Genomic DNA, 24,976 nt, shown 5'->3' on the forward strand with positions numbered 1-24,976 from the left:
CGCCGTGGGGGCGGGCGGGCGCTGTCACCGCGGCGCGATGGCTTGGTGGGAGGCGTGGTGCGGTGAGCGAACGCGTGCGCGAGGAAAAGATCCGCTGCGATGCCTGCCCGGTGATGTGCTACATCGCCGAGGGCAGGATCGGCGCCTGTGACCGCTATGCCAATGATGGCGGGCGGATCGTGCGCTGTGATCCGCTGACCGTGCTGGACCGGGCCATTGCGGATGGGCGCGAGCTGCGCCCGTTCTTGCAGGCCGATTGGGACGGGCGGCTGGAAATGGATGACCTGTTTGTCACCGCGGTGGGCGCGGGCACCACCTATCCCGATTACAAACCCGCGCCCTTTCTTGTCAGCCGCGAGGTGGATGGCGCGGATTTCGTGACCGTCGTGACCGAGGCGATCTTCAGTTATTGCGGGGTCAAGGTGAAGATCGACACGGACCGTCATCTGGGCCACGAGGGCGCGGTGGTGCGCCATGCGGGCGAGGCGGTGGGGCTGATGATCACCAGCGAATATGGTAGCCAGATGATGAGCCTGGGCGGGGTGGATCACCTGACCGGGGGCTCCAAGCCCGAGGGGCGCGTTACCTGCGATGTGCTGATGCGGCTGTGCAATCGAGAGGCGGTGGAGCTGGCGGTGGACGGGGGCGCGACGGTGATCGTGCAGGCCGGGCAGGCGCCGATCGTCGATGGGCATCGCGAAGAGCGGATGCGTGTGGGATGCGGTTCGGCCACGATCGGCATGTTCGCCAGCCAGTGGCAGGGGCTGGTGGACGAGGTGGTCGTGGTGGATGATCACATCACCGGCGTGGTCAGCGAGCATCAGGCGGGCAAGGTGCTGGGCTGGCCCGATACCGGCATTCGCGTCAAGGGCCGACGTTCAACGCCGGGGCGGTATTTCCAGGTGGCGGCGCCGGGACTGGGTTGGGGAGGCACCGATATCGAGGATCCTTTGACCATTCTGGGGGACTGGCTGCCCAAAAAGGGCGCGCGGCCCGGTCTGACGCTGTTGATGGTGTCCACCACGGGCGAGCAATACGGCTATTACGTGCTGGACGATGATCTTGTGCCGCAAAAACGCCCGTTGCCGCACGCGTTGAAACCTTCGGTGGATCTGATTGCCGAGAATTGTGAGCCCGCCCTGTGCACGGTGATGTTCATGGGGGGTGCTGGCGGGTCGTTGCGTTCGGGGGTGACGAAAAACCCGGTGCGGCTGACGCGGTCGGTGCAGGCGCGGCGCACCTGTGTGACGGTGGGTGGGGCCGAGGCCTATGTCTGGCCCGGCGGCGGCATCACGCTGATGGCGGATGTCACGCGGATGCCCGACAATTCCTTTGGCTATGTGCCCACCCCGGCGATTGTCGCGCCGCTGGAATTTACCGTGCCGCGCGAGGAATACCGTGCGCTTGGCGGGCATGACGGCGCGGTGCGCTCGTTGGAGGATGTGCTGGAACATGGCGGCGAATACGGCAAGGACATGCGCGCGGTGCCCGACAAGGGCGAGGACCCTTGAGCGTGGGGGCGCAGGCGGCATTGCTGGGCGATGGGCGGCGGCTGCATCTGCATCACGGGCCGATTGACCTGATTGTCGATGTAACCGGGCCAGGGCGCGAAGCAGCGCTGCGCGCGGTGGTGGCGCGGTTTGATGGCATTTTGCAGGAATTGGTTGATGATCTGGACATGCTGCGCCAGCCCGTGAAAAAATGCAAAGGCCCGCTGGGCCCGGTGGCGGCGCGGATGCGGGCGGTGTCTGCCCGGTTCCTGCCGGAATTCGTGACCCCGATGGCCGCGGTGGCGGGTGCGGTGGCGGATGAAATGGCGCGGGTGATCGCGCAGGTTGGCGGGATCGACACGGCCTATGTGAACAACGGCGGCGATGTGGCGCTGGTGATTGGCGAGGGGCACGGGTTGACGGCGGAACTTGGCGGTGGCGTCCGCACGCGGATTGGTTCGCTCAGCCCGGTGCGCGGGGTGGCGACATCGGGTTGGCGGGGGCGCAGCCTGTCATTTGGCATTGCCGATGCGGTGACAGTACTGGCCGCCAGCGCCGCAGAGGCGGATGTGGCGGCGACGCTGATCGCCAACCATGTAAACCTGCCCGGGCATCCCGCCATAACTCGCGACCGCGCGGTTGACATATGGCCCGACAGCGATCTGGGGGCGCGGCGCGTGACCACTGGTGTGGGCCCATTGCGCGATGAAGACGTGGGCGCGGCGCTTGCGGCGGGAGCGGCCTATGCCGAGACCTGCAAGGCGCGCGGGCTGATCGAGGGCGCGTGGCTGTGTTTGAACGGTGCAACGCGCCATTGTGGGGCAGATGCCCTTTTGTTTGACCGGAAGGAGGCGGAACATGCCTGAATTCACCCTGCGCAAGACGATGGTTTTTGTGGAGGACATCCATCACGATGGCGGCCCGGCGGCCGACACCCCGCGCCGGCGCGCGGCGATTGTGGCGCTGGTGAAGAACCCGTTTGCGGGGCGCTTTGTCGAGGATCTGCAATCGGCGATGGAGGATCTGAAGCCTTTGGGGCTGGAGATGACCGACCGGCTGATCGAGGCCATGGGCGGGATCGCGGGTATCGACGGCTATGGCAAGGCCGGGCTGGCCGGGGAGGGGGGCGAACTGGAACATACGGCGCTGTGGCACGTGCCCGGTGGCTATGCCATGCGCGCCCGGCTGGGCGAGGCAAAGGCGATTGTGCCCTCGTCGATGAAGATCGGCGGGGTGGGCACGCGGATCGACATTCCGCTGGGCCATATCAACGCGGCCTATGTGCGCAGCCATTTCGACGGTATGGAGGTGGGCGTTCCGGATGGACCGAAGGCGGATGAATTGCTGTTTGCGCTGGCGATGAGCCGGGGCGGACGCATTCATCACCGTATGGGGGGCTTGCAGGCCGAAGACGTGACCGGCGCCGACGGTTTGCGCTGAGGCCGGCACTGGCGCTGACTGGCGGGGCGGTTTATCCTGTCCGCATTGGGTAAATGAATTTGACGGGGGCGTTCAGGTGGCAGGTTATATCCGGGCATCGGTATTGGAGGGGCTGGACAAGATCGCGGCACGCGAAAAACAGGATCTGACCCCGATATTGGCGCGTTATGGCCTGGACAGTTCGATATTCCGGGCCTGTGAAACCGAGGTTGATTTCGAGGACATGTGCATGATCCTGGAGGATTGCGCGCGCACCTGGAAGATGCCGGATCTGGGTATCCGGCTGGCCCGCCTGCATTCGCTGGATACCTTGGGCGTGGTGAGCCTTGTGACTCGTATGGAAACCACAGTGCGCACGGCGGCGCTGGCCCTGTTGCGGTTTCAGTTCCTGCACACCAACGGAGCGGTGAGTTCGCTGCGAGAAATCCCCGAGGACGGACTGGCCGAGGTGATCTATGCGCCCGTGTCGATCACGCGACCGCGCCAGGCCCGCGAGATGTCGCTGGTGATGGGGCGCAACGTGCTGCGCGACCTGGCCGGGCGGGCGCCGGATATTCTGTCGGCGGAGGTGATGTTTGCGGCGCCGTTGGGCAAGGACCATCTTGCCGCCGAACTGGGCTGCCCGGTGCGCTATGGCGGCAATAGCTATTCCTTTCTGTTCCGTCGGGACATTCTGGACCTGCGCCTGAAAAAACAGGATGTCGCCTTTCACCCGATCATCCGGCGCTATCTGGCCGAAATCGAACTGGAAAAGGGCGTGCCTTTTGCAGAGACCGTGCGGCTGGAGGTGTTCCGGCAACTGTCCCTGGGCGTGTGTTCGCAGGACAAGGTGGCGGCGGCAATGAAGATGCAACCCCGCTCGCTTCAGCGCAGACTGAAGCAGGAGGGCACGAATTTCCGCGAAATCATGGACGAACAGCGCCGCCGCCGGTCGCTGGCCCTGGTGCAACAGACCGACCTGCCGCTGGGCGAAGTGGCGCTGGCGGTGGGCTATTCGGACCAGACCGCGTTCAATCAGGCGTTTCGCCGCTGGTTTGGCAAGACGCCGCTAAAGGTCAGACGGCACGCGGGGTTGATGGCCTAGGGTCAGGACCCATTAATCCTGCACCACTGGCGCCAAATCCACGAAATATCGGGGGTTTGGCGCGCGCCGGACATAGTGGCTCTATTTCCAAGCGTGCCAAGCCGCTGAGATGAAGTGGATTTGGCGTCCTGCGGATTTGACGGATTTGCCGCCTGACGTCCTTTCAATGCCTTGAAATAGAACCACTATTCCTGCGGCATTGTACGTAGTCAGACAGCAAATCTGTCAAACCAGTGGCGCAGGATTAATGGATCCTGACCCTAGTGGCCGCGCGCCGAGCGCGTGTTGACGGCGGCGGCCCGACCCTCGCGTTGGGCCAGCCAGTCGGCCCAACGATGGCGCCACGATCCGGCCAGGGTGACGCCGCTGGCCGCGGAGTGCATCGCGGCGGCGGATGGCGGGTGCGGTTCGAGATAGCGCGTGCCCGGTTGCGCGACCACCAGATGAGGACGATCCGGCAGGCGCGTGGCCAGCATGTGCACATCCATCTGGCTTGCCCCGCGGTTGGCATGATCCACGGCCAGAAAGACCGGGCAGGTGACATGCGCCAGCGAGGTGCGGGGCCGGCGTCCGGCAACGCTGAGGGCGGGGGCGATCAGCGACAGGCTGAGCGCCGGGGCGGGTTGTTTTTCGCGTTGCCGGTGGGTGAACCATTTCAGTGCGACCAGTGCGCCCGAGCCGAGCGCCACCAGGTGTACCGGGCCGGATGTATCGGGCAATCCCCCGGTCACGACCCGGTCAAGATCACGCACCAGAGGGCTGAACCGTTCTCCACCCCCGCGGCACCAATGCCGATCCCATTGCAGATGGCATACGTTGCGCCGCGTGCCATGTCCAAAAGCCGTGAAAAGCTGGGCGGCGGTCGCAAACCGGTCCGAAGGCGGGTCGCATTCCAGACTGGGCAGGATCAAGGCGGTCGCGCCGGCTGGACCGCTGCCGACGGCCCTGCCATAGAGCCGTGCCGTGCGCGCACTGCCCACAAGCGGGCCGAGCGGCGATGACTGACTGTAATCCCGGGTCATGTCGGTCTCCTGATTCTGGGATTGCGGGGCGCCCCGGACCGGAGGGAGGAGAAAACGGTCCGGGGCGCACGCCGCCTCGGGCACCCGGCATGACGGGCGTTCGGGATGTGCCGACCCCGCATCTGTGGGGCCGGCACCGACCTTTGCCGTGAGTGGCGGACGCTGATGGTCCGGCGGCGCCTTTCCCAAAGGTCAGGAGAAAGGCTCCGTCTGCCGGCCCCGACACGAGAAACGGAGGAGGGGCGGGGCCGGTTATCCGTGTTGTGTCTGGCGAGAGGCGCTCTGGCCCTGGGCCTTGTGCCTCTCTGTCAGGGAAATGGGGATCGGGCGGCGCGCGGACTTTGGAGAAGGCGATCCGTTTTTTGCAGAAGCTGACGCAAGGGGCGGAACGGTGGCTTGACGGATCGCGGCGGGGCACCGCAAGGTGGGGCCGGGCACGGGATCGCGTGAATGAAGCTTTATTGGAAGACATTTATCGAGGCGGTGCAGCGCTTTACCGACAAGGGTGGGTTCGTGCGCGCCAGTCATGTTACCTTGGCGGTGATGCTGGCGGTTTTCCCGTTTTGCATCTTTGCGCTGGCCCTGGCCGGAGTTCTGAGCGCGGACACGCAGGTGGATGACCTTGTGCAATTCGTGCTGGGTACCTGGCCCGAACAGATTGCGGCGCCGATTGCCGACGAGTTGAAGGCGGTTCTGGAACATGGATCGACCACGCTGACGCTGGGCGCGGTGTTGTCGGTTGTGTTCGCGTCCAACGGGATCGAGGCGATCCGGCTGGTGATCACCAGCGCCTATCGCGATCACGATCCGCGCCCCTATTGGAAGAATCGGCTATTGGCGCTGGTTTTCGTGTTGGGCGGCACGGCGCTTTTTGTTCTGGTGGGGGCGCTGAGTGTGGCGGTTCCGCTGGCGCTTCTCTTTTTTGAAGAATGGGTACCGTGGCTGAGCAATTCGATCCTGAGCAGCGGGCAGTTCCGCACCCTTGTGACCACGGCCGTCCTGTTGTTTACGGTTTATGCCTGTCACAAGTGGCTGCCCGGCATTCGCCATTCCGACCGTTCGCTTGCGCCGGGGATCGTGCTGACGGTGGTTCTGTGGTGGGGGGCGTCAAAGGGCTTTGCGGTTTACCTCAGCAAGTTTTCCACCTATTCCGTGACCTATGCCGGGCTGGCCGGGATCATGACGGCGTTGATCTATCTATACATGATGTCGGCGATATTCGTGCTGGGCGCCGAGTTCAACGGAAGCCTGTTCGACCGGCGGCGCGCCACTACAGCAGGGGCGCGAAAAGGCGGGCAAACGGCGCCAGAAGGCGAATGAACACAGGCTGCTCCATAATGGTCTTTTCCAGCGGATAGGCGCGGGCGAAATCTTCCTTGAACATGATCTCGATATCTTCGGCCACGGTCGAATCCAGGAATATCGCGACCGCCTCGAAATTCAGCCGGCAGGATCGGCTGTCGAGATTCATCGTGCCCACCGAGGCAAGGCTATTGTCGATCAGCACGACCTTCTGGTGCATGAAGCCCGGCTCATAGAACCAGAACTGCACCCCGGCGGTGCGCAATTCATCGAAATAGGCGAAGGCGGCCAGCCACGTGACCCAATGATCGGCATTGGCGGGCAGAAGGATGCGCACGTCCAGCCCCTTGAGCGCGGCCACCTTGAGTGCGGTGATGATGTCGGGGTCCGGCACAAAATAGGGCGAGGCAATCCAGATCCGGCGACGTGCGGTGGAGATCGTGGTGTTGAAAAACAGGTTTCCGGTTTCCATCTCGTCCGCCGGACCCGACGTCAGCAGCAACGCGTCGCGGCTTTCGGGGGCCGCTTCGCGGGGCCAGTCGATCTGATCATAAAGGTATTCCTGGGTGGCCCAGTGCCAGTCTTCGCAAAAGGCCAGTTGCAACTGCAACACGATCGGGCCGCGCAACAGGCAGTGCGTGTCGCGCCATGGGCCAACCTTGGGGTCGCGCCCCAGATATTCGTCACCGATATTCAGCCCGCCGGTAAACCCGGTCATCCCGTCCACCACAAGGGTCTTGCGATGGTTGCGGAAATTCAACTGAAACCGCTTGGTCGGGCCGCGCAGGGCGTTGCTGTCATAGATGCGGACGCCGATATCCGAGAGCTCCTTGACATAGGCATTGGGCAGGCGCGAGCAGCCAATCGAGTCATACAGGACATAGACCTGCACGCCGCGGTTCCTGGCCGCAATCAGGCGGGTTTTCAGATCGCGGCCGATCTGATCGTCGCGGATGATATAGGATTGCAACAGGATATAGGTTTGCGCGCCGTCAATCGCCGCGAACATCGCATCGAAGGTTTCATCGCCGTTGACCAGCAACTCGAACCCGTTGCCCGACAGGACAGGACTTGCCGCTATGGTTTCAAGCGCGGCAAGCCCTTCTGTACGGCCGTCGCATCTGGGAGGGAATGTCACGCGGGCGGCCTCGACCCCGGTAAGGATTTCCTCGTATTCGCGGCGGGCCACTACGTAGCCGCGTATGCGCGAATGTCCCAGGAACAGGTAGCTGACAATGGCGATATAGGGTGCTGATATCAGGAACACGACCCAGGCGACCGCGCCCTGTGGCGTACGTGACCAGGTCATGGCGCGAAAGGCCAGGACAACCGCCAGCGCCTCGGCCAGGACAAAGAGAAACACAAAAATCGATGCCACGAGCGCCTCCTGTTTCGCGGCAGGCTAGCCGATTGCGCCGGGACTGGAAAGCCAGGCGGATTGCGCGCGGGCGCGGGCCGGTTATGGTGTGTCGATATCGAGGGAGTGGGCAATGAGCAACACGATCGGCGCTTTTTTCAGTTCACGCGCGCAGGCACATGGCGAAACCACGTTTCTTGTGGTGCCGGCGGATGCCGGGCGGGGCTATCATCCTGACGGGTACGCGATTTCTTTTGACGGGGCCGCGCAGGTGGTGGCCGGCTGGGCCGAACGGCTGACGGCGGCGGGATACGGGCACGGGCATCGCGTCGCGGTCTTGCTTGGCAACCGGCCCGAGATGCTGCTGGTCAAGCTGGCGCTGGCGGCGCGCGGGATAAGCTGGGTTCCGGTGAACCCCGATTACAGGCCTGCCGAAATCGCCTATCTGTTGCAAGACAGCGATGCGGTGCTGGCCCTGGCTGCACCGGACCTGGCGGAGCTGATGGCGCAGGGGATCGCGCAAAGCGGACGGGCGGTACCGTTGTCGGAGATGGCGGCGGACCTGCCGGATCTACCCAAGGCCACGATAGCGCCGCCACAGGCCGGGCCGGTGACAGGGACGAGCGAGGCCAGCCTGATCTATACCTCCGGCACGACCGGGCGGCCCAAGGGCTGTATCATGAGCCATGGCTATGAGATCGAGATGGGGCAATGGTACGGATCGCGCGGTGGGCTGATCCGGTTTGATGCCGGACGCTCCAGGGTGTATTGCCCGTTGCCCCTGTTCCATGTGAACGCGGCGATCCTGTTGACGATGTGCGCGATCGATCAGGGTATCACCCAGATCATTCCCGAACGGTTCCGGGCCGGCGCCTGGTGGCGCGAGATTGTCGAGACAGGGGCCACCGTGGCGCATTACCTGGGAATCATCATTCCGGCGCTGATGAACCGCGCGCCTGAAGAATTCGAAAAACACCACAACATCGAATTTGCAGTGGGCGCGGGTGTGGAGCCGACGTTGCATCGCGCCTTTGAGGACCGGTTCGGCTTTCCGCTGATCGAGGTGTGGGGCATGACCGAGATGTGCCGCATCCTGGCCGATTGTCATCCTCCGCGCCATGTGGACACGCGCGCCATGGGACGGCCGGTGCAGGGATTGGAGGTGCGCGTGGTGGATGACGCGGGCCACGAACAGCCGCGCGGGATTCCTGGCGAAATGGTGCTGCGTCACAGCGTCGACACCCCGCGCCGTGGCGCGTTTTCGGGATATCTGAACCTGCCGGACGCCACCGAAGACGCGTGGCGGGGCGGGTGGTTTCACACCGGGGACACGGTGGTGATGGATGACAGCGGGATGATCTGCTTTGTCGACCGAAAGAAGAACATCATCCGGCGCAGCGGAGAGAACATTGCCGCGGCAGAGATCGAAGCCTGTTTGCAGGAACATCCACGTGTTTTGCGCGTGGCGGTGATCGCGGTGGACGACGCGATGCGCGACGAGGAGGTGATGGCCTGTGTGCAGGTGGACGGCGCCCGGGATGCGGCCATGGCGGAGGCGCTTTTCGCGTGGTGCTTCGAACGATTGACCTATTACAAGGCGCCCGGCTGGGTGCGGTTTCTGGATGACATTCCGGTGACAGGTACACAGAAAATCCAGAAACACGCGATGTTTGCGCCGGGGGAGGCCGCCACCGACAGTGCGCATGATTTCAGAGACCGGAAGAAACGCGGTTGATACTCTGCGAAGATCGATGCCTTGGCATGGATGTGAGGCGTGTTTGTCCTGAATGGAATGGGGGCGCTGCCCCCAAACCCCCGGAGTATTTGCGGAACAATGAAAGATATGGCGCGCGCGCTGCTTTCAGTGTTCCAAAAATACTCAAAAAGCGCCCGCGCCGCCAAATAGGGCGACGTTGAACCATGAGCGGCAATCGCTGTGACCTGGCCGGGTCGCTTGGCGGCCCGGCCTTGTTTTTTCGTCGAGTTCTCAGGCGCGGCGGCGGCGGGCGCCGCCACGACGGCCTCGCGATGCGCCCTCGGCCCCGGCGGACCCGGCTGGCTGATTGAAGCGAATCCAGTCGCCGCCATGGGCATCGTTGTTGGTCAGCAGGTTGGCGGCGCGGATCGCCTCCATCTCCTTGCCGGCGCGCGGTTTGGTCGAGCCGATGCCGAATATCTGGCAGAAGGTTTCATCGTCCATATCGGCAGGCAGGATGATCCCGGCGGCCTCGACCTCGGCTCTTTTTTCGGCCAGTTTCCTGGGGCCGACGGGCAGCGCCACCGGATTCATGATCGCGCTGGTCATACCCGCGGCCATGGCCATGGGCAGGAAGGCGTTGTTGATGCCGTGTCGGTTGGGCAGGCCGAAAGAGATGTTGGAGGCGCCGCAGGTGGTGTTGACGCCCAGTTCGTCGCGCAAGCGGCGCACAAGGGTAAAGACCTGGTGTCCGGCGGTGGCCATGGCGCCGATTGGCATGACCAGCGGATCGACGACGATGTCATGCGCCGGAATTCCGAAATCGGCGGCCCGTTCGACGATCTTCTTGGCTACGGCAAAGCGCACGTCAGGGTCTTCGGAAATGCCGGTGTCGTCGTTGGAGATCGCCACGACCGGCACGTTGTATTTCTTGACCAGGGGCAGGATCTGTTCAAGCCGCTCTTCCTCGCCCGTGACCGAGTTCAGCAGCGGGCGGCCATTGGCGGCTTCCAGCCCTGCCTCCAGCGCGCCGGGCACCGAGGAATCGATGCAGAGCGGCACGTCGACAAGCCCCTGCACCAGTTCGACGATCTTGCGCATCAGGGGCGGTTCGGTTTCGTTCGGGTTGGGGTTGGAATTATAAACCACACCCGCGTTGATATCGAGAACGGAGGCCCCGGCGGCGACCTGCGCCAGCGCGTCCTGTTCCACGGTCGAGAAATCGCCCGCTTCCAGTTCGGCGGCCAGTTTCTTGCGCCCGGTTGGGTTGATGCGTTCGCCGATCACGCAGAAGGGCTCGTCAAAGCCGATGATGGCGGTCTTGGTCTGGGACTCGACGACAGTGCGGGTCATGGTTGGTCCTTGTTATTGCGGGTTGGCCGGGGTGCCGGAGGCACCGCCGTTTTCAATGGCCCAGGTGGCATTGGTCTTGATGCCGCCCAGCGGGAAGAAATGCACGCGCTCGATGTTGAAGCCGGGGTTGGCGGCCTTGTGATCGGCCAGTTGGGTCAGGATCTCGGTGGGTTCATAGGGCAACAGCAGCTTGGTCACGTCCATGGCGCGTTTTTGCAGAACCTTGAGCGAGGGGCCGACGCCGCAGGCGATGGCGAATTTGATCAGGGTTTGCAACTTGGCCGGGCCGGCAATACCGATATGGATCGGCAGGTCGATGCCCGCCGCGCTGAGGCTGTCGGCCCAGGCAATGATCGGTTTGGCATCAAAGGCGAACTGGGTGGCGATGGCCATGTCGGCATCTGTGCGGTTCGAAAAATCCTGTTTCCAGCGCAGCGCGGCATCGACATTGGCGGTTCCGCCCTTGGGATCGATATCCTTGTTGCCCTCCGGGTGGCCCGCGACATGCAGGCGGGTGAACCCGGCCTTGTCGAACAGGCCGGTTTCCAGAAGCTGCATGGAGCAGTCGAATGCGCCGTGCGGTTTTTGCACGCCCCCGGCCAGCAGCAGCGCCTGTTTCACGCCCGCTTCGCCCTGGTACATGGCGATCCAGTTTTCCAGGGTGGCGGCATCCTTGATGATGCGGGCCGGGAAGTGCGGCATCACGTCATAGCCTTCGGCGGCGATGCGCTTGGCGGTTTCAACCATTTCCGTGATCGGAGTGCCCTCGATATGGGCGACATAGACGCGGGTGCCGGCGGGCAGCAGGGCGCGGAAATCCTCGATCTTGGCGGCGGTGCGGGGCATCACCTCGATCGAGTAGCCTTGCAGGAAGGCCTCGACATGGGCGGAGGTGGGTTTTGCCTCGTCGCCTTTGCGCTTGAAATTCAACAAAGCCATCGCGGACTCCAGTAAAGAGGGGCGTTTGATCATGCCCGGCCGTCATTGTCGATCAGCGCCTTCAGGCGGGCCTGATCGTATTCAGCTTCGATCCGCGCCGTTTCGCTTTCGACAACGGCGTGCGGATCGCCCTCGACCGGGTAGGGTTCGCCCTTGCGCCATTCAGCCAGGTAGGCATCCGTTTGGGATGCGCCCACCTTCATCGCCGCCCTGTCGATCGCCTGTTCAAAGCGTTCGGCAAGTTGCTTCTTGGCGCCGCGACGGCCCTTGCCCACGATGATCTGGGCGGGGATGTCGCGCCAATAGACGATGGTGACGTCAGGCATGGGGGCTGATTCCTCCGGTTTTGGTAAGACAGTCCTAGGGCAGAGAGCGAAAAGCGTTTTGCTCATTTTCGACAAGTGGTCGGCTTGGAGCGACAGTGCCCCGCGATGAGGGCGTTTCTAACGGGGGGCGGCAGGGTTTGACCACAGGGCAGGGGTTGAAAGTTTCGCAAGAAGAAGATGAGCCCGCGCGTTCGGCGGGGATTGCGCGGGTGGGGGCAAGCGACTAGGTTGAAGGCAACACGAAATGGAGGGCGTGAGTTATGGCGCCCAAGCGTCCCAGAGGTGCGGGCGCCTTCCTGAAACCGGTCGAGAGCCCCGCGCCGAAACCGCCCGATCCCAGCGAGCTTTATGCGGCGCTGGATCTGGGTACGAACAGCTGCCGCATGCTGATTGCCCAACCCAAGGGCAACCAGTTTCATGTGGTGGACAGCTTTTCCAAATCGGTTCAGCTCGGGTCCGGGCTGGAAAGCACCGGGCGTCTGTCGCGCGGATCGATGCGGCGCACGATCCAGGCGCTGCGTATCTGTCAGCAGAAACTGAAGCGCCACAAGGTGCAGCGGATGCGGCTGGTGGCGACTGAAGCCTGCCGGCGGGCCGGCAACAGCCGCGATTTCATCCGGCAGGTGCGGCGTGAGACCGGGTTGAGCCTTGAGATCATTCAGCCCGAGGAAGAAGCCCGGCTGGCGGTGATTTCCTGTGCGCCGCTGGTCAGCACCAAGACCGAACACCTGTTGGTGGTGGATATCGGGGGCGGGTCCACGGAGCTGGTGTGGATTGATCTGAGCGCGGTGCCCGCGCTGGAACGGCCGCGCGCGATCATGCGGCTGCATAGTGGGTTCCATACGCCTGACAGCCCGTTTCCGGCGGCCAAGGTGGTGGACTGGATCAGCGTGCCGCTGGGGGTGGCGACGCTGCGCGATCAGTTCCGCGATGTCGAGGACGATGCGGCGCGCTTTGCGCTGATGAGTTGGTTCTTTGAGGAAAATCTGGCCGAGTTTACCCCCTACAAGGACGACCCGCCCGTCGAGGGCTTTCAGATTGTGGGCACCAGCGGCACCGTGACCACGGTGGCGGCAAGCCATCTGGGGCTGCGCCGCTATGACCGGACCAAGGTTGACGGGTTGCGCATGACCAGTGACCAGATCGACAAGGTGATCCGGGGCTATCTGGATCTTGGCCCGATCGGGCGGCGCAACGATCCGCGCATCGGGCAGGACCGTCAGGCGCTGATCATGAGCGGATCGGCGATCTTGCAGGCGCTGCTGCGGTGTTGGCCCACGAACCGGCTGTCGGTGGCGGACCGGGGGCTGCGTGAAGGGTTGCTTTATGCGCAGATGAGCCGCGATGGGGTGCTGGAAGACGGGCCGTATTAAGGGTATGAGGCGCGCAGGACTGACGCGGGACGACAGAAATGGCAAAGAAACCTACCGGCAAGAACACATCGGGACGCGGGCGGCGTGACCTGACCGTCAAGGTCAAGACGGCGCGCGGGCGCAAGCTTAGCTCGACCCGCTGGTTGCAGCGCCAGTTGAACGATCCCTATGTGCAACAGGCGCGCGCCGAGGGCTATCGCGGGCGTGCGGCGTTCAAGATCATGGAACTGGATGACAAGTTTCGCTTTCTTGTACCCGGCGCGCGGGTGGTGGATCTGGGCTGTGCGCCGGGGGGATGGTGTCAGGTGGCGGTGCCGCGGGTGAACGCATTGGGCGAGAAATCCGGCAAGAAGGTGGGCCGCATCCTGGGCATCGACCTGCAAGAGGTGGAGCCGATCGCGGGATGCGAGATTCATCAGCTTGATTTCATGGATGAGGGCGCCGACGATCAGGTCAAAGACTGGCTGGGCGGCAAGGCCGATGTGGTGATGAGCGACATGGCGGCGTCAAGTTCGGGGCACAAGCAGACCGACCATTTGCGCATCATGTCGCTATGCGAGGCGGCGGCTTATTTCGCCTTTGATGTGCTGGAAGAGGGTGGCACGTTTGTGGCCAAGGTTCTGGCCGGGGGCGCCGAGGGCGAGTTGCAAAAGCTGTTGAAGCAGAAATTCACCAGCGTGGCGAATGTCAAACCACCCGCATCACGCGCAGACAGTTCTGAAAAATTCGTTGTGGCAAGGGGATTTCGCGGCTGAACTTAATGTTTTTTTCGTAGCGATGCGGCTGCGGATTGTTTCAGGAATTCGGACACGGATCCAACCGGCGCGCGGGGTTTGGCGTGTGACGTGCGTTCCTGCGCGAGGTTTTCCTGGCGGATCAGTTCGAACAGCCGGGCATGGCGTGGCGCGGCCTGTGCCGGAGGGGGCACGTGTTTCATGGGAAGTCTCCATTGGCAGCCGTGACCGGCGAGCAGGGGTCACGATGTCAACATGACACCGCGCCATGGCGATATTCTTACGAAAATGCGGTGATTTTTAGGTGATTGGGGCTGCTGCCGGTTGGTCGAAATCCGGTCAGACCGTGTTGCCCGCGTTTTTCCAGCGGTTATGGGTCCACATCCATTGCTCGGGGTGGGCGCGTATCTGGGCTTCGAGGCTGTCGTTGAGAGCCTGGGTCATCGCCTCGGGGGTGTCCGGTGCGATCGGGGCTTCGATAACGATGCGGTAATTGCCATCGGGCTGGCGGATGCCATAGGCCGGAATGGCCAGCACATCGTATTTCAGCGCCAGTTCGGCCACCGACAAGGAGGTGCGGGCCGGTTTCCCCATGAAGGACAGGATCGGGGCATCGTTCATGCGTTGGTCCAGCACGATGCCGACCCACCCGCCCTTGCGCAGGAACCTGACCATCGCCGCCATGCCGCGCCGGCTGCGTTCGAACATCGGCTCGCCGTGGCGCAAAAAGGCGGTGACATAATGCGCGTTGAAATAGGGGTTGGACATGGGTTTATAAAGGCCGCCCATGTTGTAACCACGCGCCACGAAGGCCGCGCGCACCGCCATGTAATTGCCGAAATGCCCCGTCACCAGCAGGGCACCTTGCCCGTTCTTGTGGGCGGTTTCGAGCGCCTGAAGGCCGGGGCCTTCGATGTCGATCTGTCGGATGCGGGCGGCGAATTCATCGGGAGAGAAATGCTCCATCGCGGAGCGGCCCATATTGTAGGGTACCGCCCGCGTCAGGCGGCGGATGTCCTGACCGGAGAGATCGGGCATGACCAGCGCGAGGTTCTTGCGGATACGGCGCCGCGCGCCGGTCAGCGGGGCCAGAACATGGGCGCCGAACAGCCCCGTGACATGCAGGCGGGTGTCATAGGGCAACAGCCGCATGGCGCCGAGAAAGCCACGAATGGCGGTGTCGGAAATCCGGTAGCCGATCTTTTCAAGAGTGCTGGGCATGAATTGCAGGGTCGCCGGTTCGTGAGCGGATGGGCGAGATGTAGTCTGCGAATGAATGCCGCGCAAGGGCAAGCCCCGCTTAGCGGTTGCAACATGCCGGGGGGCAATTTAACTGGAACAAGGCGCAATGCGAAAGAGGCGGTGGCGATGATCCTTGGGCATATCGGGGCACGCAAGGGCTCCAAGGGGGTACCGGGCAAGAATTTCCGCGATCTGTGCGGCAAGCCGCTGATCGATTGGTCGCTGGACCAGATGCTGGAGAGCGACCGCGTGAACGGCGTGGTGGTGTCGACCGATGATGAAGAGATATACGCCCATGCGGTGAAGAAGGGCGCGCTGGAGATCGGGCTGCGCCCGGCGCATCTGGCCACGGATGCGGCGCCCAAATGGGGCGTGTGGCAACACGCGCTGGAGGCCGGGCAGGCCGCTGCCGGGCAGGCGGTGACGGCGTTTCTGGACCTGGACTGTACCTCTCCGTTGCGCGCGCCCGAAGACATCGAGGGCGCGCTGGATCTGTTCTTTGCGGAAAAGCCCGACATGGTGATGAGCGTGTGCGAGGCGCGCAAGAACCCCTATTTCAATCTGGTCGAGCCGGATGAAACCGGCGCGCTGCATGTGTCCAAACCCTTGCCGGGCGGCGTGTGGTCGCGCCAGGCGGCGCCCAGGGTATATGAACATGCGGCCAGCACCTATGTGGTGGATCCGCATTATCTGCGGCGCGCGGAAACGATCTACGAGGGCCGTGTGATCCCGTTCGAAATGCCCGCCGAACGATGTGTGGACATCGATTCACCCTTTGATTTCAAGCTTGTAGAGTTCCTGATGCAGGAATATCTGAGCCAGACCCCCAGGAGAGCATAATGGACAGGCAACTGGATGGACGCACGGTTTTCATCACCGGATCGGGGGGCGTGCTGGGATCAACCTATGTGCGGCGGATGCTGGCGGGCGGGGCCAGGGTGGTGGCCACCGATCTTGAGGGGGCACGGGCCGACGGGCTGATGGAGCGGCATGGGAATGATCCAAATTTTGCATTTTATCACATGGATGTAGGGGATGAAGCTCAGGTAACTGAAATCTTCAAACGGGTGATGGCGGATGGCTGGAATCCGAATGTTGTGCTGAACAATGCCGCCATTACCGGCGAAATGCTGATGGGCGCGGGCAAGCCGTTTCCCGATTTTGCAGACACCAGTGTGGCGGATTTCGAACGCACGCTGCGCACCAACCTGACCGGCGCCTTCATGGTGGCGCGCCAGATGGATCGCGACATCGTGGGCAAATGGCCCTGCACGTTGATCAATGTGGCGTCGATGTATGCGCTGAACGGTGCGCATCACCCGATCTATGACGGGATGCCGTTCAAGAATTTCTCGGCTTATGGGGTCAGCAAGGCGGGGATTCACGGGCTGACGGTGTGGCTGGCCGGGTATTGGGCGCGGCGCGATGCGACCGTGAACACGATTGCGCCGGGCGCGGTGTTCAACGGGCATTCCGAAGAGTTTCAGCGCCGTGTGGGCGAATTGATCATGCAGAACCGCATGGCGCAGCCTGACGAGATCGCCGATGTGATGCTGTTCCTTGCCAGCGCGCAGGCCGGGCATATGACCGGGCAGATGGTGAATGTGGACGGGGGTTTTTCGGCGTGGTGATCGCGGTCATCGGCGCCGGATCGATCGGGCGTCGCCACGCGGCCAACCTGGAATCCCTGGGTGAAAAGGTGGCATTGATCGGCTGGCGCGGGTTTGAGCGGGCCGCGTTCGAGGCGCGCGGCGATATCGAGGCGGTGGTGATCGCCACCGCGACGCCGATCCGCCTGGAGCTGATCGAGATGTGCGCCGCGCGGGGCTGGCCTTTCTATGCGGAAAAACCGCTGGCCTGGCGGGTGGCGCAGGCCGAAGCGATTCACGCGGCCGGGACACCGGTGGCCAAACGGTCAATGGTGGGCTTCATGATGCGCTACCACCCGGCGGTACGCGACCTGGCGGCGCGGGATCTGGGGCAGATATACGGGTTTGCCTTTGAGATTGGGCATGACGTGCGCCAATGGCGCGAGAACTGGTCTTTTGCGGGGAGCTATGCGGCCGAGCCGGAAGGCGGCGGTGTATTGCTGGATTTGTGCCACGAGATCGACATGGCAATGGCGCTGTTTCCCGACTGCGGGCTGCGCAGCTGCGACGCGGTGGGACATGGTGCGTTTCCGGGCGTGGATTTCGCGGCGCGACTGAGCCTGGCCAGCGGTTCGGCGGTGGGCGGCGTGGCGATGGATTATATCAGCCCGGTGTCGGTGCGCCGGGCCGCGTTGCGGGGACGGGACGAGATCATCGACCTGGATTTCCTGGTGCCCGAGATGCGGATCGCAGACGCGGCGGGCACGCAAGTGCGGCGCTATGACTTTGACCGCAACGACATGTTCATGGACATGATGCGCGACTTTCTTGCGCTGGTGCGGGGGCTTGCGGGGTCGGGCAACCCGCTGATCCCGCGGTTTGACCGGATGCGCGACGCCAGCCTGATGATCGCGCGGGCCTGGGAGGCGCGCAGGTTTTCGGGTGTGGTGGACATGGATATGGGCTGAGGTCAACGCGGCGCATCTGACAGCGCGTCGGGAAGGGCCGCGAAGAACTTGTCCGTACCACCCGCATGATCGGCAAAGAAGGTCTCGATCAAAGTCTGCGAGGGCGCAAACGTGGTCAACGCCTGTGCAAGGGCGGTTGCGTGGCGCGCGCGCAGGGCCACGCCGGCCGCTTCGGCCTCGGTGAACGGGTATTCAATCGACCAGATCTCGGGACCGGTGATTACCGGTTTCTTCAGCGCCAGCGGCTCGATGATGTTATGCGCGCCCCCTTGGGTGAATCCGCCGCCCACTACAACGCGGTCGGCCATGGCGAGGTAGAAATACATTTCGCCCAGGCTGTCGCCCAACAGGATGTCGGGGGGGGCGACGGGATCACCAAACGCGGCGTCGCGCAGATCATTTGGCAGGGCGCGCGACCGGCGCAGGACGGTCAGACCCGTTTTATCGAGCATATCGCCGATGGCATCAAAGCGTTCCGGGCGGCGTGGGATATAGACGATCATTGGCTTGGGATCGCTGGTGTCGCGCAACCGGGTGATGGCGTCCAGGTAGAGGTCGTCTTCGCCTTCGACGGTGGAGGCAAAGGCGATCACGGGGCGGTTTTCGCCGCCCAGCCAGCGGCGTGCGGCGATGCCCGCGCCGGGCAGGTGGGGGGGGATCGGCTGATCAAAGCGCAGCTCGCCGGTGACATGCAGGTTGCGAACACCGACCGAGGCAAACCGATCCGCCTGAAGCCGGGATTTCACAAAGCCGCCGGCCATGTTGCACATGATTTCCGGGATCAGGCCCCAGTATTTTTCATCGCGGGCCATGGATTTGGTGGGGTATTGCGCGTTGCACATGAAAAGCGGGATGCCGGCGCGCCGTGCGGCCATAACCATGCGCGGCCAGATCTCGATCTCCATGACCAGCCCGTATTTCGGGCGGAAGGCGCGGAAGAAACCGGCAAAGGCCCAGGCGGTTTCGAATGGCACCCAGACGGCGCGCAATTGACCCCTGGCGATGGCATCGGCAAAGACACGTTCGGATTCACCGCGCCCGGCGGGGGTGAAATGGGTTGTCACCACGGTTTCGCCGCGCGCCAGAAGGGCATGGATCAGCGGAACGGCAGAGCGCAACTCGCCCAGGCTGACGGCATGGACCCAGACCGAACCCGGCAAGGGGTTGCGATACCGACCAAACCGCTGGGCCAGATGCGCGCCATAGGCCGGGTCTTTGCGGGCGCGTTTGCGGATATAGAGCAGGATCACGGGCATCCCGAGATGCCAGAGCACGGACCAGAGGCCCAGAAAGGCGCGCAGTTTCAGACTCATGGGGCGTGTTTCCCGAGGGCGAGCAGATCACCGGCAAGCGGATCAAGCGCGCCGCGCGCTTGTTGCCAGATACCATGGGCCGCGGCGGCCATATCCGGCAGGCGCGGATCGGTGAGGGCGGCGGCCAGGCTGCCCGGCGGCGTGCAAAGCGCGGCGCTGGCCTTGGTCAACCGGGTATAGTCGGCGGCGAAATTATGTGTGTCGGGGCCAAACAGGATCGCGGTGTTCAGCGCGGCGGCCTCCCACGGGTTATGTCCGCCGATGGCATCGAAACCGCCGCCGATCAGGGCGGTGTCTGCAAGGCGGTAGAACAGGCCCAGTTCGCCATAGGTATCGGCAAGATAGACGGCATCGCGGGCCGACGGCAGGGCGCCGGTGCTGCGTTGGGCAAAGGGCAGCGACCGGGCCCGCAAGGCTTGTGCGATCTCGGGCGCGCGGTGGCCATCGCGCGGGACAAGAACCAGCAGCCGAGCGGGATCGGCGGCAATAAGTGTGGACTGCGCGGCAATGGCCTCGGTCTCGTCGCCGGGATGGGTGGATGCGGCAAGCCAGACCCGGCGCCCCGCACAGGCGGCTTGCAGGGCCACCAATGCAGCCACGTCATGCCCCAGCGGCGGGGCGGCGGCCTTGAGCGAGCCGGTGACACGGACATCGCGCGCGCCAAGAGCGGAAAGGCGGCTGGCGGTGCCGGTTTCCTGCGCGCAGATCAGAGACATGCGCGACAGGATCGCGCGATACAGCGCCCGGCCCCGTTTGCGCCGCTCAAAGCTGGCGGCGGTGATGCGTGCATTGACCAGCGCCAGTGGAATGGCACGCGCATGTGAGGCGCAAATCGCGTTGGGCCAGAGATCCTGTTCGGACCAGATCGACAGGTCCGGTCGCCAGTGATCGAGGAACCGGGCGATGTATTGAGGCGCGTCCAGTGGCAGGAACTGGTGTTGTGTGTCGGGCGGAAGGTTGGCCGCCATAACCTGTGCCGAGGAGCGGGCGGTGGAGGTGACAAGGAAGGACAAGCCGGGCTGTTGGCGGGCCATGGCGGCGATCAGGCCGCGCAGGGCCAGCACTTCGCCCAGGCCGACAGCGTGCAACCAGACCAAAGTGCCCCGGGGGCGGCTGGCGGTGGGTTCGCCCAGCTTTTCGCGCCAGCGCGCCGGGTCTTCCTTGCCCCGTTTCAGACGACGGCGCAACACGGGCGCGGCCAGAAGCGGAAGGGCGCGGGCGGCCAGCGCATAGGCGGCCAGCGCGGCGCCGTGGGACGGAGTGGTGTCAGGCAATGTCCTGAAACGCCTTTTGCAGGCCCTGTTGCCAGAAGCTGCCATTCTGCAAGATCGCGGCAAACCGATCCGCCGCGCGACCTTCGCCAAAGCCGGTATGGGGGGCGTGGCGCCGGCCCCACTGGATTGTCAGGAAAGTATCGATTGCGGCGCGGTCAGTGGCCGCGCAGGAAAACACCGATTCCGATTGTGCGCGATTGGTCTGACGGGTGCCGATATCCAGCGAGGGCAGGCCAAGAAAAGGCGCCTCGCGCACGCCGGCCGAGGAATTGCCCACCATGACGGCGGCGTTTTTCATCAGTTCGGAAAAATGGTTGAACCGCATGGACGGAAATTGCCGGAAGCGGAGCTTTGGCAGAGTGTCGAGAACGGCAAAGATGTCTTCGGAGCCGGGATCGTTGTTTGGGGCAATGACGATGAAATTGCGGCCCGATGCGGCCAGCCCGTCAAACAGCGCCCGTGCCTGCGCGCCCATGCTGGCCTGTTCGGATGTCACGGGATGGAAAACCACGATGCCGAATTCCGAAAAGGGGATATCGTAATGTGCGCGCACCTGATCCAGCGTGACACCGGACGGACCGGCGTGAAAGTCCAGTTCGGGCGAGCCGATGACGTGGATCTTGTCTTCGGGTTCGCCCATGGCCATGACGCGGCGCCTTGCATCCTGGGAACTGACAAAGTGATGGCTGGCCAGCTTGGTGTTGCAGTGGCGGTAGATCTCGTCAATCGTGCCGGACACTTCGCCACCCTCGATATGGGCGCAAGGCACATAGTTGGTCGCGGCCACAAGCGCACCGGCGAGCGCCTCGATCCGGTCGCCATGCACGACGACAAGGTCGGGGCGGGTTTCGGTGACGTAATCAGAAAACCCCACCACGGTCTTGGCCAGGATGATGTCCTGGGGATCGCCGGGGCGCTGGTTGAGGAATTCATGCACGGTGACGCCAGGCAGGCGATGCACCTCGATCTTGGTCAGCCCGTAGCGATCCAGCATGTGCATGCCGGTGACAAAGAACGACACCGCAAAACCGGCGTCGCGGCAGGCGGTGGCAAGCGGTTCCAGCTTGCCGAAATCGGCGCGGGTGCCGGTAAGAAACAGGATTGAACGTGTCATGTGCGGGATGCGCCGAAAGCCATGTCGCCAGAGGTGACGCGGACCCTAGCCCAGCGGGTGAACAAGCTCAAGCATATCGCTTTGCTGGACAATGCCGGGATCGTCGCTTAACCGGAAAGCGATGAAGGAAGGAGCCGCAGGGTGGGATCGCAAAACCGCACGGTCATCTGCATGAAATGGGGGCCATTGTTCCCCCCGGATTACGTGAACGTGCTGTTCAATGCCTGCCGCCGGGCCATTTCCGGCCCGTTCCGGTTTGTTTGCCTGACGGATGACGGCTTTGGGCTGGCAGAGGGAATCGAGGCGCTGCCGATCCCCGATATCGGGTTGAGTGAAGAAGAGTGGTTTACCCCCGGCGTTTGGCCCAAGCTGGCGCTATATGCGCCGCGATTGCACGATATCACCGGTCGTTGCCTGTTCATTGATCTGGACATGATGGTGCTGGGCGGGCTGGACGGGATGTTTGACCACCCCGCGCCATTCATCGGGATCGGGGTGGGGCCGGGCTGGCATCCCAGGGCCGGGCCGGACGTGCCCCGCCAGCTTGGCACCGGTGTGTTCGCGTTTCAGGCCGGGGCGCATGGCGATGTGCTGGCGGCGTTTCAGGCGGACAGGGAAGCGGCCAGAGCGCGGTTTGCCAACGAACAGGATTTTGTGCTGGGCCATGTCCGGGACGTGCAATTCTGGCCTCGCGGCTGGGTGATCAGTTTCAAACGCTACCTGCGTCGCCCTCCGGGGGTGGACCTTTTGCTGCCGCCCAAGCCGCCGCCGGAATCGGCCAGGATCGTGGCCTTTCACGGCGACCCGCGCCCGATCGATCTTTTGCCGCAAAAGGCCGGGTTCTGGGACAGATTTCCGCATTTGGGGCATGGACAGGTGCGGTGGTTGCGGGATTATTGGGTGGATAACGGCGGCCGTCTGCCGCCCTTTGAGGCATAAGTGAGAGGGTGAGATGGGGCTGTTTTCAACGCTGAAGGAACAAATCCGCAAATGGAAGCTGCGCGGGCGCAATCCGTCGGATGTGTTCACCACATATTACGAAAGCAACAAGTGGGGCGATGCCGACAGCCGCTCGGGCAAGGGATCGAACATGCCCAACACGGAAATGATCCGTGCCGCCCTGCCCGGAGTGGTGCGCGATCTGGGCGCGCAGAGTTTTCTTGACCTGCCATGTGGCGACTATTTCTGGATGAAGACGGTGGATCTGGGCGTTGCGCAGTATACCGGCGGCGATATCGTGGCGCCGATGATCGCACAGAACCAGAAGGCCCATGGCCGCGAGGGCGTGAGATTCGAAGTGATCGACCTGATCCAGGGGCCCGTGCCGGGGCACGATATCGTGTTCGTGCGCGATTGCCTGGTGCACCTGTCCAATGCGCATATCGCCGCCGCTATCCGCAATATCAAGGCGTCCGGCGCGACCTGGCTGATCACCACGACCAACCCGGAGACACAGGAAAACGTTGATATTTCAACGGGTCAGTGGCGGGCCCTGAACCTGATGTTACCGCCGTTTTCCTTTGGCCAGGCAGAGCGCATGATCGACGAGAGCATGCCCGACCTGAAGGGCAGCCGGAAGGACAAGTTCATGGGTGTGTGGCGCGTGAGCGAGCTGCCGGATCTGTCGGCGCTGGAATAGTCAGGCAATCATTGGATCATAGCCCAGCAGGGCAAAATCCGGTGCATAAAGTTCGTCGGCCAGTGCCTTGGATTCGCTGTCAAAATAGCTCTGCCACGGGCGCTTGTCGGCACGGGAGATGGTTTCGTTTTCGCGGTGCAGGGTCACGTCACCCATGCCGAGGTCATGCACCATCACGTCAAAATCGTCCGCCAGCGTCTCGAAACGCAACAGGCGGTGCACCAACAACGCGCCGGCCTCATCGACGAGGAAATAGGACTGGTTGGGCAGGCGGGCAAAGAACGTATCGTTCCAGAAGGGCGGTTTCATGCGGTAGCGCAGATAATCGGCAAAGGACATGTTGGCGACCTTTTGCGCGATCTTCGGGATGCGGAACTGTTTCATGAATTCGTAATGCGACACCGCGTGGTCATATGGGTTGCGCACCACGGCAAAGCGGTGGAACCGGTCGAACACGTCCGGTCCCAGTTTGCGGCGCACCCCGGCGGCGGTTTCATGTTTGCGCAGGTAAACCTTGTCGGGCGCTTCGCGGAGAGGCAGGCGGCGCAGGAATGAACGCCACAGGGTACGCGGCGGGTAGATGCCGAAGGGATCGAGCGCCGAAGTCATCGCGGTGCCGGCGGTCTTGGGCACATGCACGAAGATAAAGCTGTGGGTCTGGGACAGGATCATGCGCTTAGCCCAGATCGGCCCATGTCAGTTGCGTGTTGCGGGTAACGGCGCGCGTGAGGGTCTTGCCCACGACCTTGTCGAAATCATAGCCCGCAATCTCGCCCGAGCCGGGCCGGCGCGCCCAGATATCGGCTTCGGCGATCACGTGACCGGCGGGCAGGTCACGATCGGCGACCACGCTGGCGCGGGCGAATTTGTAAACCGATTCCTCGGCCTCGGTGCGTTGTTTGGGATTGTTGGCCGCGATCCAGATTTCGCGCGATCGGTCGATCAGGTGGCGCAGTTCGGACGGATCCATGGAGTTGATGATGTCGGGGCCCTGACGATAGCGTGTGTCGGTATAATGGCGCTCCAGAATGCAGGCGCCCAGCGCCACCGAGGCCAGCGCCATTTCCGGGCCGATAGAGTGATCCGAGAAGCCGACCACCGCGTTTGGGAAAGCGGTCCTAAGGTCTGTCACGCCTTGCAGGGACACGATTTCCGGAGGGGAGGGGTAAAGGTTGGTGCATTCCAGAAGCGCATAATCCACGCCGGCCTCGTCCAGAATCGCCACCGAACGGCGCATGGTTTGGATGCTTTGCATCCCCGTGGACATGATCACCGGCTTGCCGAACCGCGCGATATGGCGGATCAGCGGAAGGTTGTCGGCCTCGCCCGAGCCGATCTTGAAGGCGGGCACATCGGCCTCTGCCAGAAAATCGGCCGCGGCGCGGGAAAAGGGCGTGGAGATGAAGATCATGCCCAGCTCTTCGGTGTAGCGTTTCAGGTCCAGTTCGTCCTCGGGGGACAGGGCACAGCGGGCCATGACTTCCCAGATCGACACATCGGCATTGGGCGGAAAGATGTCCTTGGCCTCGTCGGTCATCTCGTCTTCGACAAAATGGGTCTGGTGCTTGATCATTTCGCAACCGGCGCCGGCCGCCAGGCGTACCATGTCCTTGGCCACCTCCAGATCGCCACCATGATTGATGCCGATCTCGGCAATCACCAGCGGCGGATGATCGGGGCCGATTTCGCGATCGGCGATCTTGATGGACCGGTTTGGCATG

General features: G+C 63.3%; 25 protein-coding genes. 13 read left to right on the top strand and 12 right to left on the bottom strand.

Annotated features, from left to right (window positions below; translation table 11 throughout):
• Positions 1 to 113: 113 nt before the first annotated feature.
• The 4 genes from I3253_RS02790 (at position 114) to I3253_RS02805 (ending at position 4,014) form a co-directional block, all read left to right on the top strand.
• Entirely contained in the window at positions 114 to 1,511 is a 1,398-nt protein-coding gene (locus I3253_RS02790; protein ID WP_232236876.1) for a 6-hydroxynicotinate reductase, read from the top strand.
• 2 nt (positions 1,512 to 1,513) lie between these two features.
• Positions 1,514 to 2,356 carry a UPF0280 family protein gene (locus tag I3253_RS02795; protein ID WP_197916170.1) on the top strand — a complete coding sequence of 281 codons (843 nt, stop codon included), beginning with the start codon at positions 1,514 to 1,516 and terminating at the stop codon, positions 2,354 to 2,356.
• Complete coding sequence (locus I3253_RS02800) at positions 2,349 to 2,930, top strand: amino acid synthesis family protein (protein ID WP_197916095.1); 582 nt, start codon at positions 2,349 to 2,351, stop codon at positions 2,928 to 2,930. Before I3253_RS02795 ends, I3253_RS02800 begins: the two co-directional genes overlap by 8 nt.
• A 76-nt stretch (positions 2,931 to 3,006) precedes the next feature.
• Entirely contained in the window at positions 3,007 to 4,014 is a 1,008-nt protein-coding gene (locus I3253_RS02805; RefSeq protein WP_197916096.1) for an AraC family transcriptional regulator, read from the top strand.
• A 260-nt stretch (positions 4,015 to 4,274) separates the two neighbouring features.
• Here the strand turns inward: I3253_RS02805 and I3253_RS02810 are convergent, their stop codons facing one another.
• Entirely contained in the window at positions 4,275 to 5,036 is a 762-nt protein-coding gene (locus I3253_RS02810; protein ID WP_197916097.1) for a hypothetical protein, read from the bottom strand.
• Positions 5,037 to 5,486: 450 nt separating this feature from the next.
• On the opposite strand from I3253_RS02810, the gene I3253_RS02815 reads away from it, so the two are divergent.
• Complete coding sequence (locus I3253_RS02815) at positions 5,487 to 6,356, top strand: YihY/virulence factor BrkB family protein (protein ID WP_197916098.1); 870 nt, start codon at positions 5,487 to 5,489, stop codon at positions 6,354 to 6,356.
• Here the strand turns inward: I3253_RS02815 and cls are convergent.
• Complete coding sequence (gene cls / locus I3253_RS02820) at positions 6,307 to 7,716, bottom strand: cardiolipin synthase (RefSeq protein WP_197916099.1); 1,410 nt, start codon at positions 7,714 to 7,716, stop codon at positions 6,307 to 6,309. The two genes, I3253_RS02815 and cls, sit on opposite strands and share 50 nt — an antisense overlap.
• 112 nt (positions 7,717 to 7,828) lie before the next feature.
• Between cls and I3253_RS02825 the strand changes: the two genes are divergently transcribed.
• Positions 7,829 to 9,430, top strand: a complete 1,602-nt coding sequence (locus I3253_RS02825) for an AMP-binding protein (protein WP_197916100.1) — start codon at positions 7,829 to 7,831, stop codon at positions 9,428 to 9,430.
• 252 nt (positions 9,431 to 9,682) lie between these two features.
• On the opposite strand, the gene I3253_RS02830 is transcribed toward I3253_RS02825, so the two are convergent.
• Genes I3253_RS02830 through I3253_RS02840 form a run of 3 tightly spaced genes read right to left on the bottom strand, consistent with a single transcriptional unit; the run spans position 9,683 to position 12,009 of the window.
• Complete coding sequence (locus I3253_RS02830; RefSeq protein WP_197916101.1) at positions 9,683 to 10,744, bottom strand: methyltetrahydrofolate cobalamin methyltransferase; 1,062 nt, start codon at positions 10,742 to 10,744, stop codon at positions 9,683 to 9,685.
• A 12-nt stretch (positions 10,745 to 10,756) separates the two neighbouring features.
• On the bottom strand, positions 10,757 to 11,683 hold the full coding sequence (locus tag I3253_RS02835; RefSeq protein ID WP_197916102.1) for a methylenetetrahydrofolate reductase: 927 nt from the start codon (positions 11,681 to 11,683) through the stop codon (positions 10,757 to 10,759).
• A 29-nt stretch (positions 11,684 to 11,712) separates the two neighbouring features.
• On the bottom strand, positions 11,713 to 12,009 hold the full coding sequence (locus tag I3253_RS02840; RefSeq protein WP_197916103.1) for a virulence factor: 297 nt from the start codon (positions 12,007 to 12,009) through the stop codon (positions 11,713 to 11,715).
• Between the two features lie 260 nt (positions 12,010 to 12,269).
• On the opposite strand from I3253_RS02840, the gene I3253_RS02845 reads away from it, so the two are divergent.
• Both I3253_RS02845 and I3253_RS02850 read left to right on the top strand, forming a co-directional pair.
• The gene (locus tag I3253_RS02845) at positions 12,270 to 13,382 is read left to right on the top strand and encodes a Ppx/GppA phosphatase family protein (protein WP_197916104.1); all 1,113 of its coding nucleotides are present in this window, start codon (positions 12,270 to 12,272) and stop codon (positions 13,380 to 13,382) included.
• Positions 13,383 to 13,420: 38 nt separating this feature from the next.
• On the top strand, positions 13,421 to 14,137 hold the full coding sequence (locus I3253_RS02850; protein WP_197916105.1) for an RlmE family RNA methyltransferase: 717 nt from the start codon (positions 13,421 to 13,423) through the stop codon (positions 14,135 to 14,137).
• A gap of 2 nt (positions 14,138 to 14,139) precedes the next feature.
• Here I3253_RS02850 and I3253_RS02855 read toward each other — a convergent pair whose 3' ends face one another.
• Both I3253_RS02855 and I3253_RS02860 read right to left on the bottom strand, forming a co-directional pair.
• Complete coding sequence (locus I3253_RS02855) at positions 14,140 to 14,319, bottom strand: hypothetical protein (RefSeq protein ID WP_197916106.1); 180 nt, start codon at positions 14,317 to 14,319, stop codon at positions 14,140 to 14,142.
• A 136-nt stretch (positions 14,320 to 14,455) separates the two neighbouring features.
• Positions 14,456 to 15,337 (bottom strand): lysophospholipid acyltransferase family protein, encoded by an 882-nt coding sequence (locus I3253_RS02860; protein WP_197916107.1) that lies wholly within the window; start codon positions 15,335 to 15,337, stop codon positions 14,456 to 14,458.
• A gap of 147 nt (positions 15,338 to 15,484) precedes the next feature.
• On the opposite strand from I3253_RS02860, the gene I3253_RS02865 reads away from it, so the two are divergent.
• From I3253_RS02865 to I3253_RS02875, 3 genes are read left to right on the top strand one after another with little or no spacing between them, the layout of a single operon-like run.
• Positions 15,485 to 16,198, top strand: a complete 714-nt coding sequence (locus I3253_RS02865; RefSeq protein WP_197916108.1) for an acylneuraminate cytidylyltransferase family protein — start codon at positions 15,485 to 15,487, stop codon at positions 16,196 to 16,198.
• Positions 16,198 to 16,989 carry an SDR family NAD(P)-dependent oxidoreductase gene (locus I3253_RS02870; protein WP_197916109.1) on the top strand — a complete coding sequence of 264 codons (792 nt, stop codon included), beginning with the start codon at positions 16,198 to 16,200 and terminating at the stop codon, positions 16,987 to 16,989. The genes I3253_RS02865 and I3253_RS02870 overlap by 1 nt, the downstream gene beginning before the upstream one ends.
• The gene (locus tag I3253_RS02875; RefSeq protein ID WP_197916110.1) at positions 16,983 to 17,915 is read left to right on the top strand and encodes a Gfo/Idh/MocA family protein; all 933 of its coding nucleotides are present in this window, start codon (positions 16,983 to 16,985) and stop codon (positions 17,913 to 17,915) included. The genes I3253_RS02870 and I3253_RS02875 overlap by 7 nt, the downstream gene beginning before the upstream one ends.
• A gap of 2 nt (positions 17,916 to 17,917) precedes the next feature.
• Here the strand turns inward: I3253_RS02875 and I3253_RS02880 are convergent, their stop codons facing one another.
• From I3253_RS02880 to neuC, 3 genes are read right to left on the bottom strand one after another with little or no spacing between them, the layout of a single operon-like run.
• Complete coding sequence (locus I3253_RS02880) at positions 17,918 to 19,228, bottom strand: 3-deoxy-D-manno-octulosonic acid transferase (protein WP_197916111.1); 1,311 nt, start codon at positions 19,226 to 19,228, stop codon at positions 17,918 to 17,920.
• Positions 19,225 to 20,502 carry a 3-deoxy-D-manno-octulosonic acid transferase gene (locus I3253_RS02885; RefSeq protein WP_232236846.1) on the bottom strand — a complete coding sequence of 426 codons (1,278 nt, stop codon included), beginning with the start codon at positions 20,500 to 20,502 and terminating at the stop codon, positions 19,225 to 19,227. Before I3253_RS02885 ends, I3253_RS02880 begins: the two co-directional genes overlap by 4 nt.
• On the bottom strand, positions 20,495 to 21,616 hold the full coding sequence (gene neuC / locus I3253_RS02890) for a UDP-N-acetylglucosamine 2-epimerase (protein ID WP_197916113.1): 1,122 nt from the start codon (positions 21,614 to 21,616) through the stop codon (positions 20,495 to 20,497). The genes I3253_RS02885 and neuC overlap by 8 nt, the downstream gene beginning before the upstream one ends.
• Before the next feature lie 141 nt (positions 21,617 to 21,757).
• On the opposite strand from neuC, the gene I3253_RS02895 reads away from it, so the two are divergent.
• Both I3253_RS02895 and I3253_RS02900 read left to right on the top strand, forming a co-directional pair.
• On the top strand, positions 21,758 to 22,555 hold the full coding sequence (locus tag I3253_RS02895; protein ID WP_197916114.1) for a hypothetical protein: 798 nt from the start codon (positions 21,758 to 21,760) through the stop codon (positions 22,553 to 22,555).
• A gap of 13 nt (positions 22,556 to 22,568) precedes the next feature.
• Positions 22,569 to 23,255 (top strand): class I SAM-dependent methyltransferase, encoded by a 687-nt coding sequence (locus I3253_RS02900; protein ID WP_197916115.1) that lies wholly within the window; start codon positions 22,569 to 22,571, stop codon positions 23,253 to 23,255.
• Here I3253_RS02900 and I3253_RS02905 read toward each other — a convergent pair whose 3' ends face one another.
• Both I3253_RS02905 and I3253_RS02910 read right to left on the bottom strand, forming a co-directional pair.
• Complete coding sequence (locus I3253_RS02905; protein WP_197916116.1) at positions 23,256 to 23,927, bottom strand: sulfotransferase family 2 domain-containing protein; 672 nt, start codon at positions 23,925 to 23,927, stop codon at positions 23,256 to 23,258.
• A 4-nt stretch (positions 23,928 to 23,931) separates the two neighbouring features.
• On the bottom strand, positions 23,932 to 24,975 hold the full coding sequence (locus tag I3253_RS02910) for an N-acetylneuraminate synthase family protein (protein ID WP_197916117.1): 1,044 nt from the start codon (positions 24,973 to 24,975) through the stop codon (positions 23,932 to 23,934).
• Position 24,976: the final 1 nt, after the last annotated feature.

The sequence above is a fragment of the Thiosulfatihalobacter marinus genome, assembly GCF_016019955.1.
GTDB lineage: Bacteria > Pseudomonadota > Alphaproteobacteria > Rhodobacterales > Rhodobacteraceae > Shimia > Shimia marinus_A.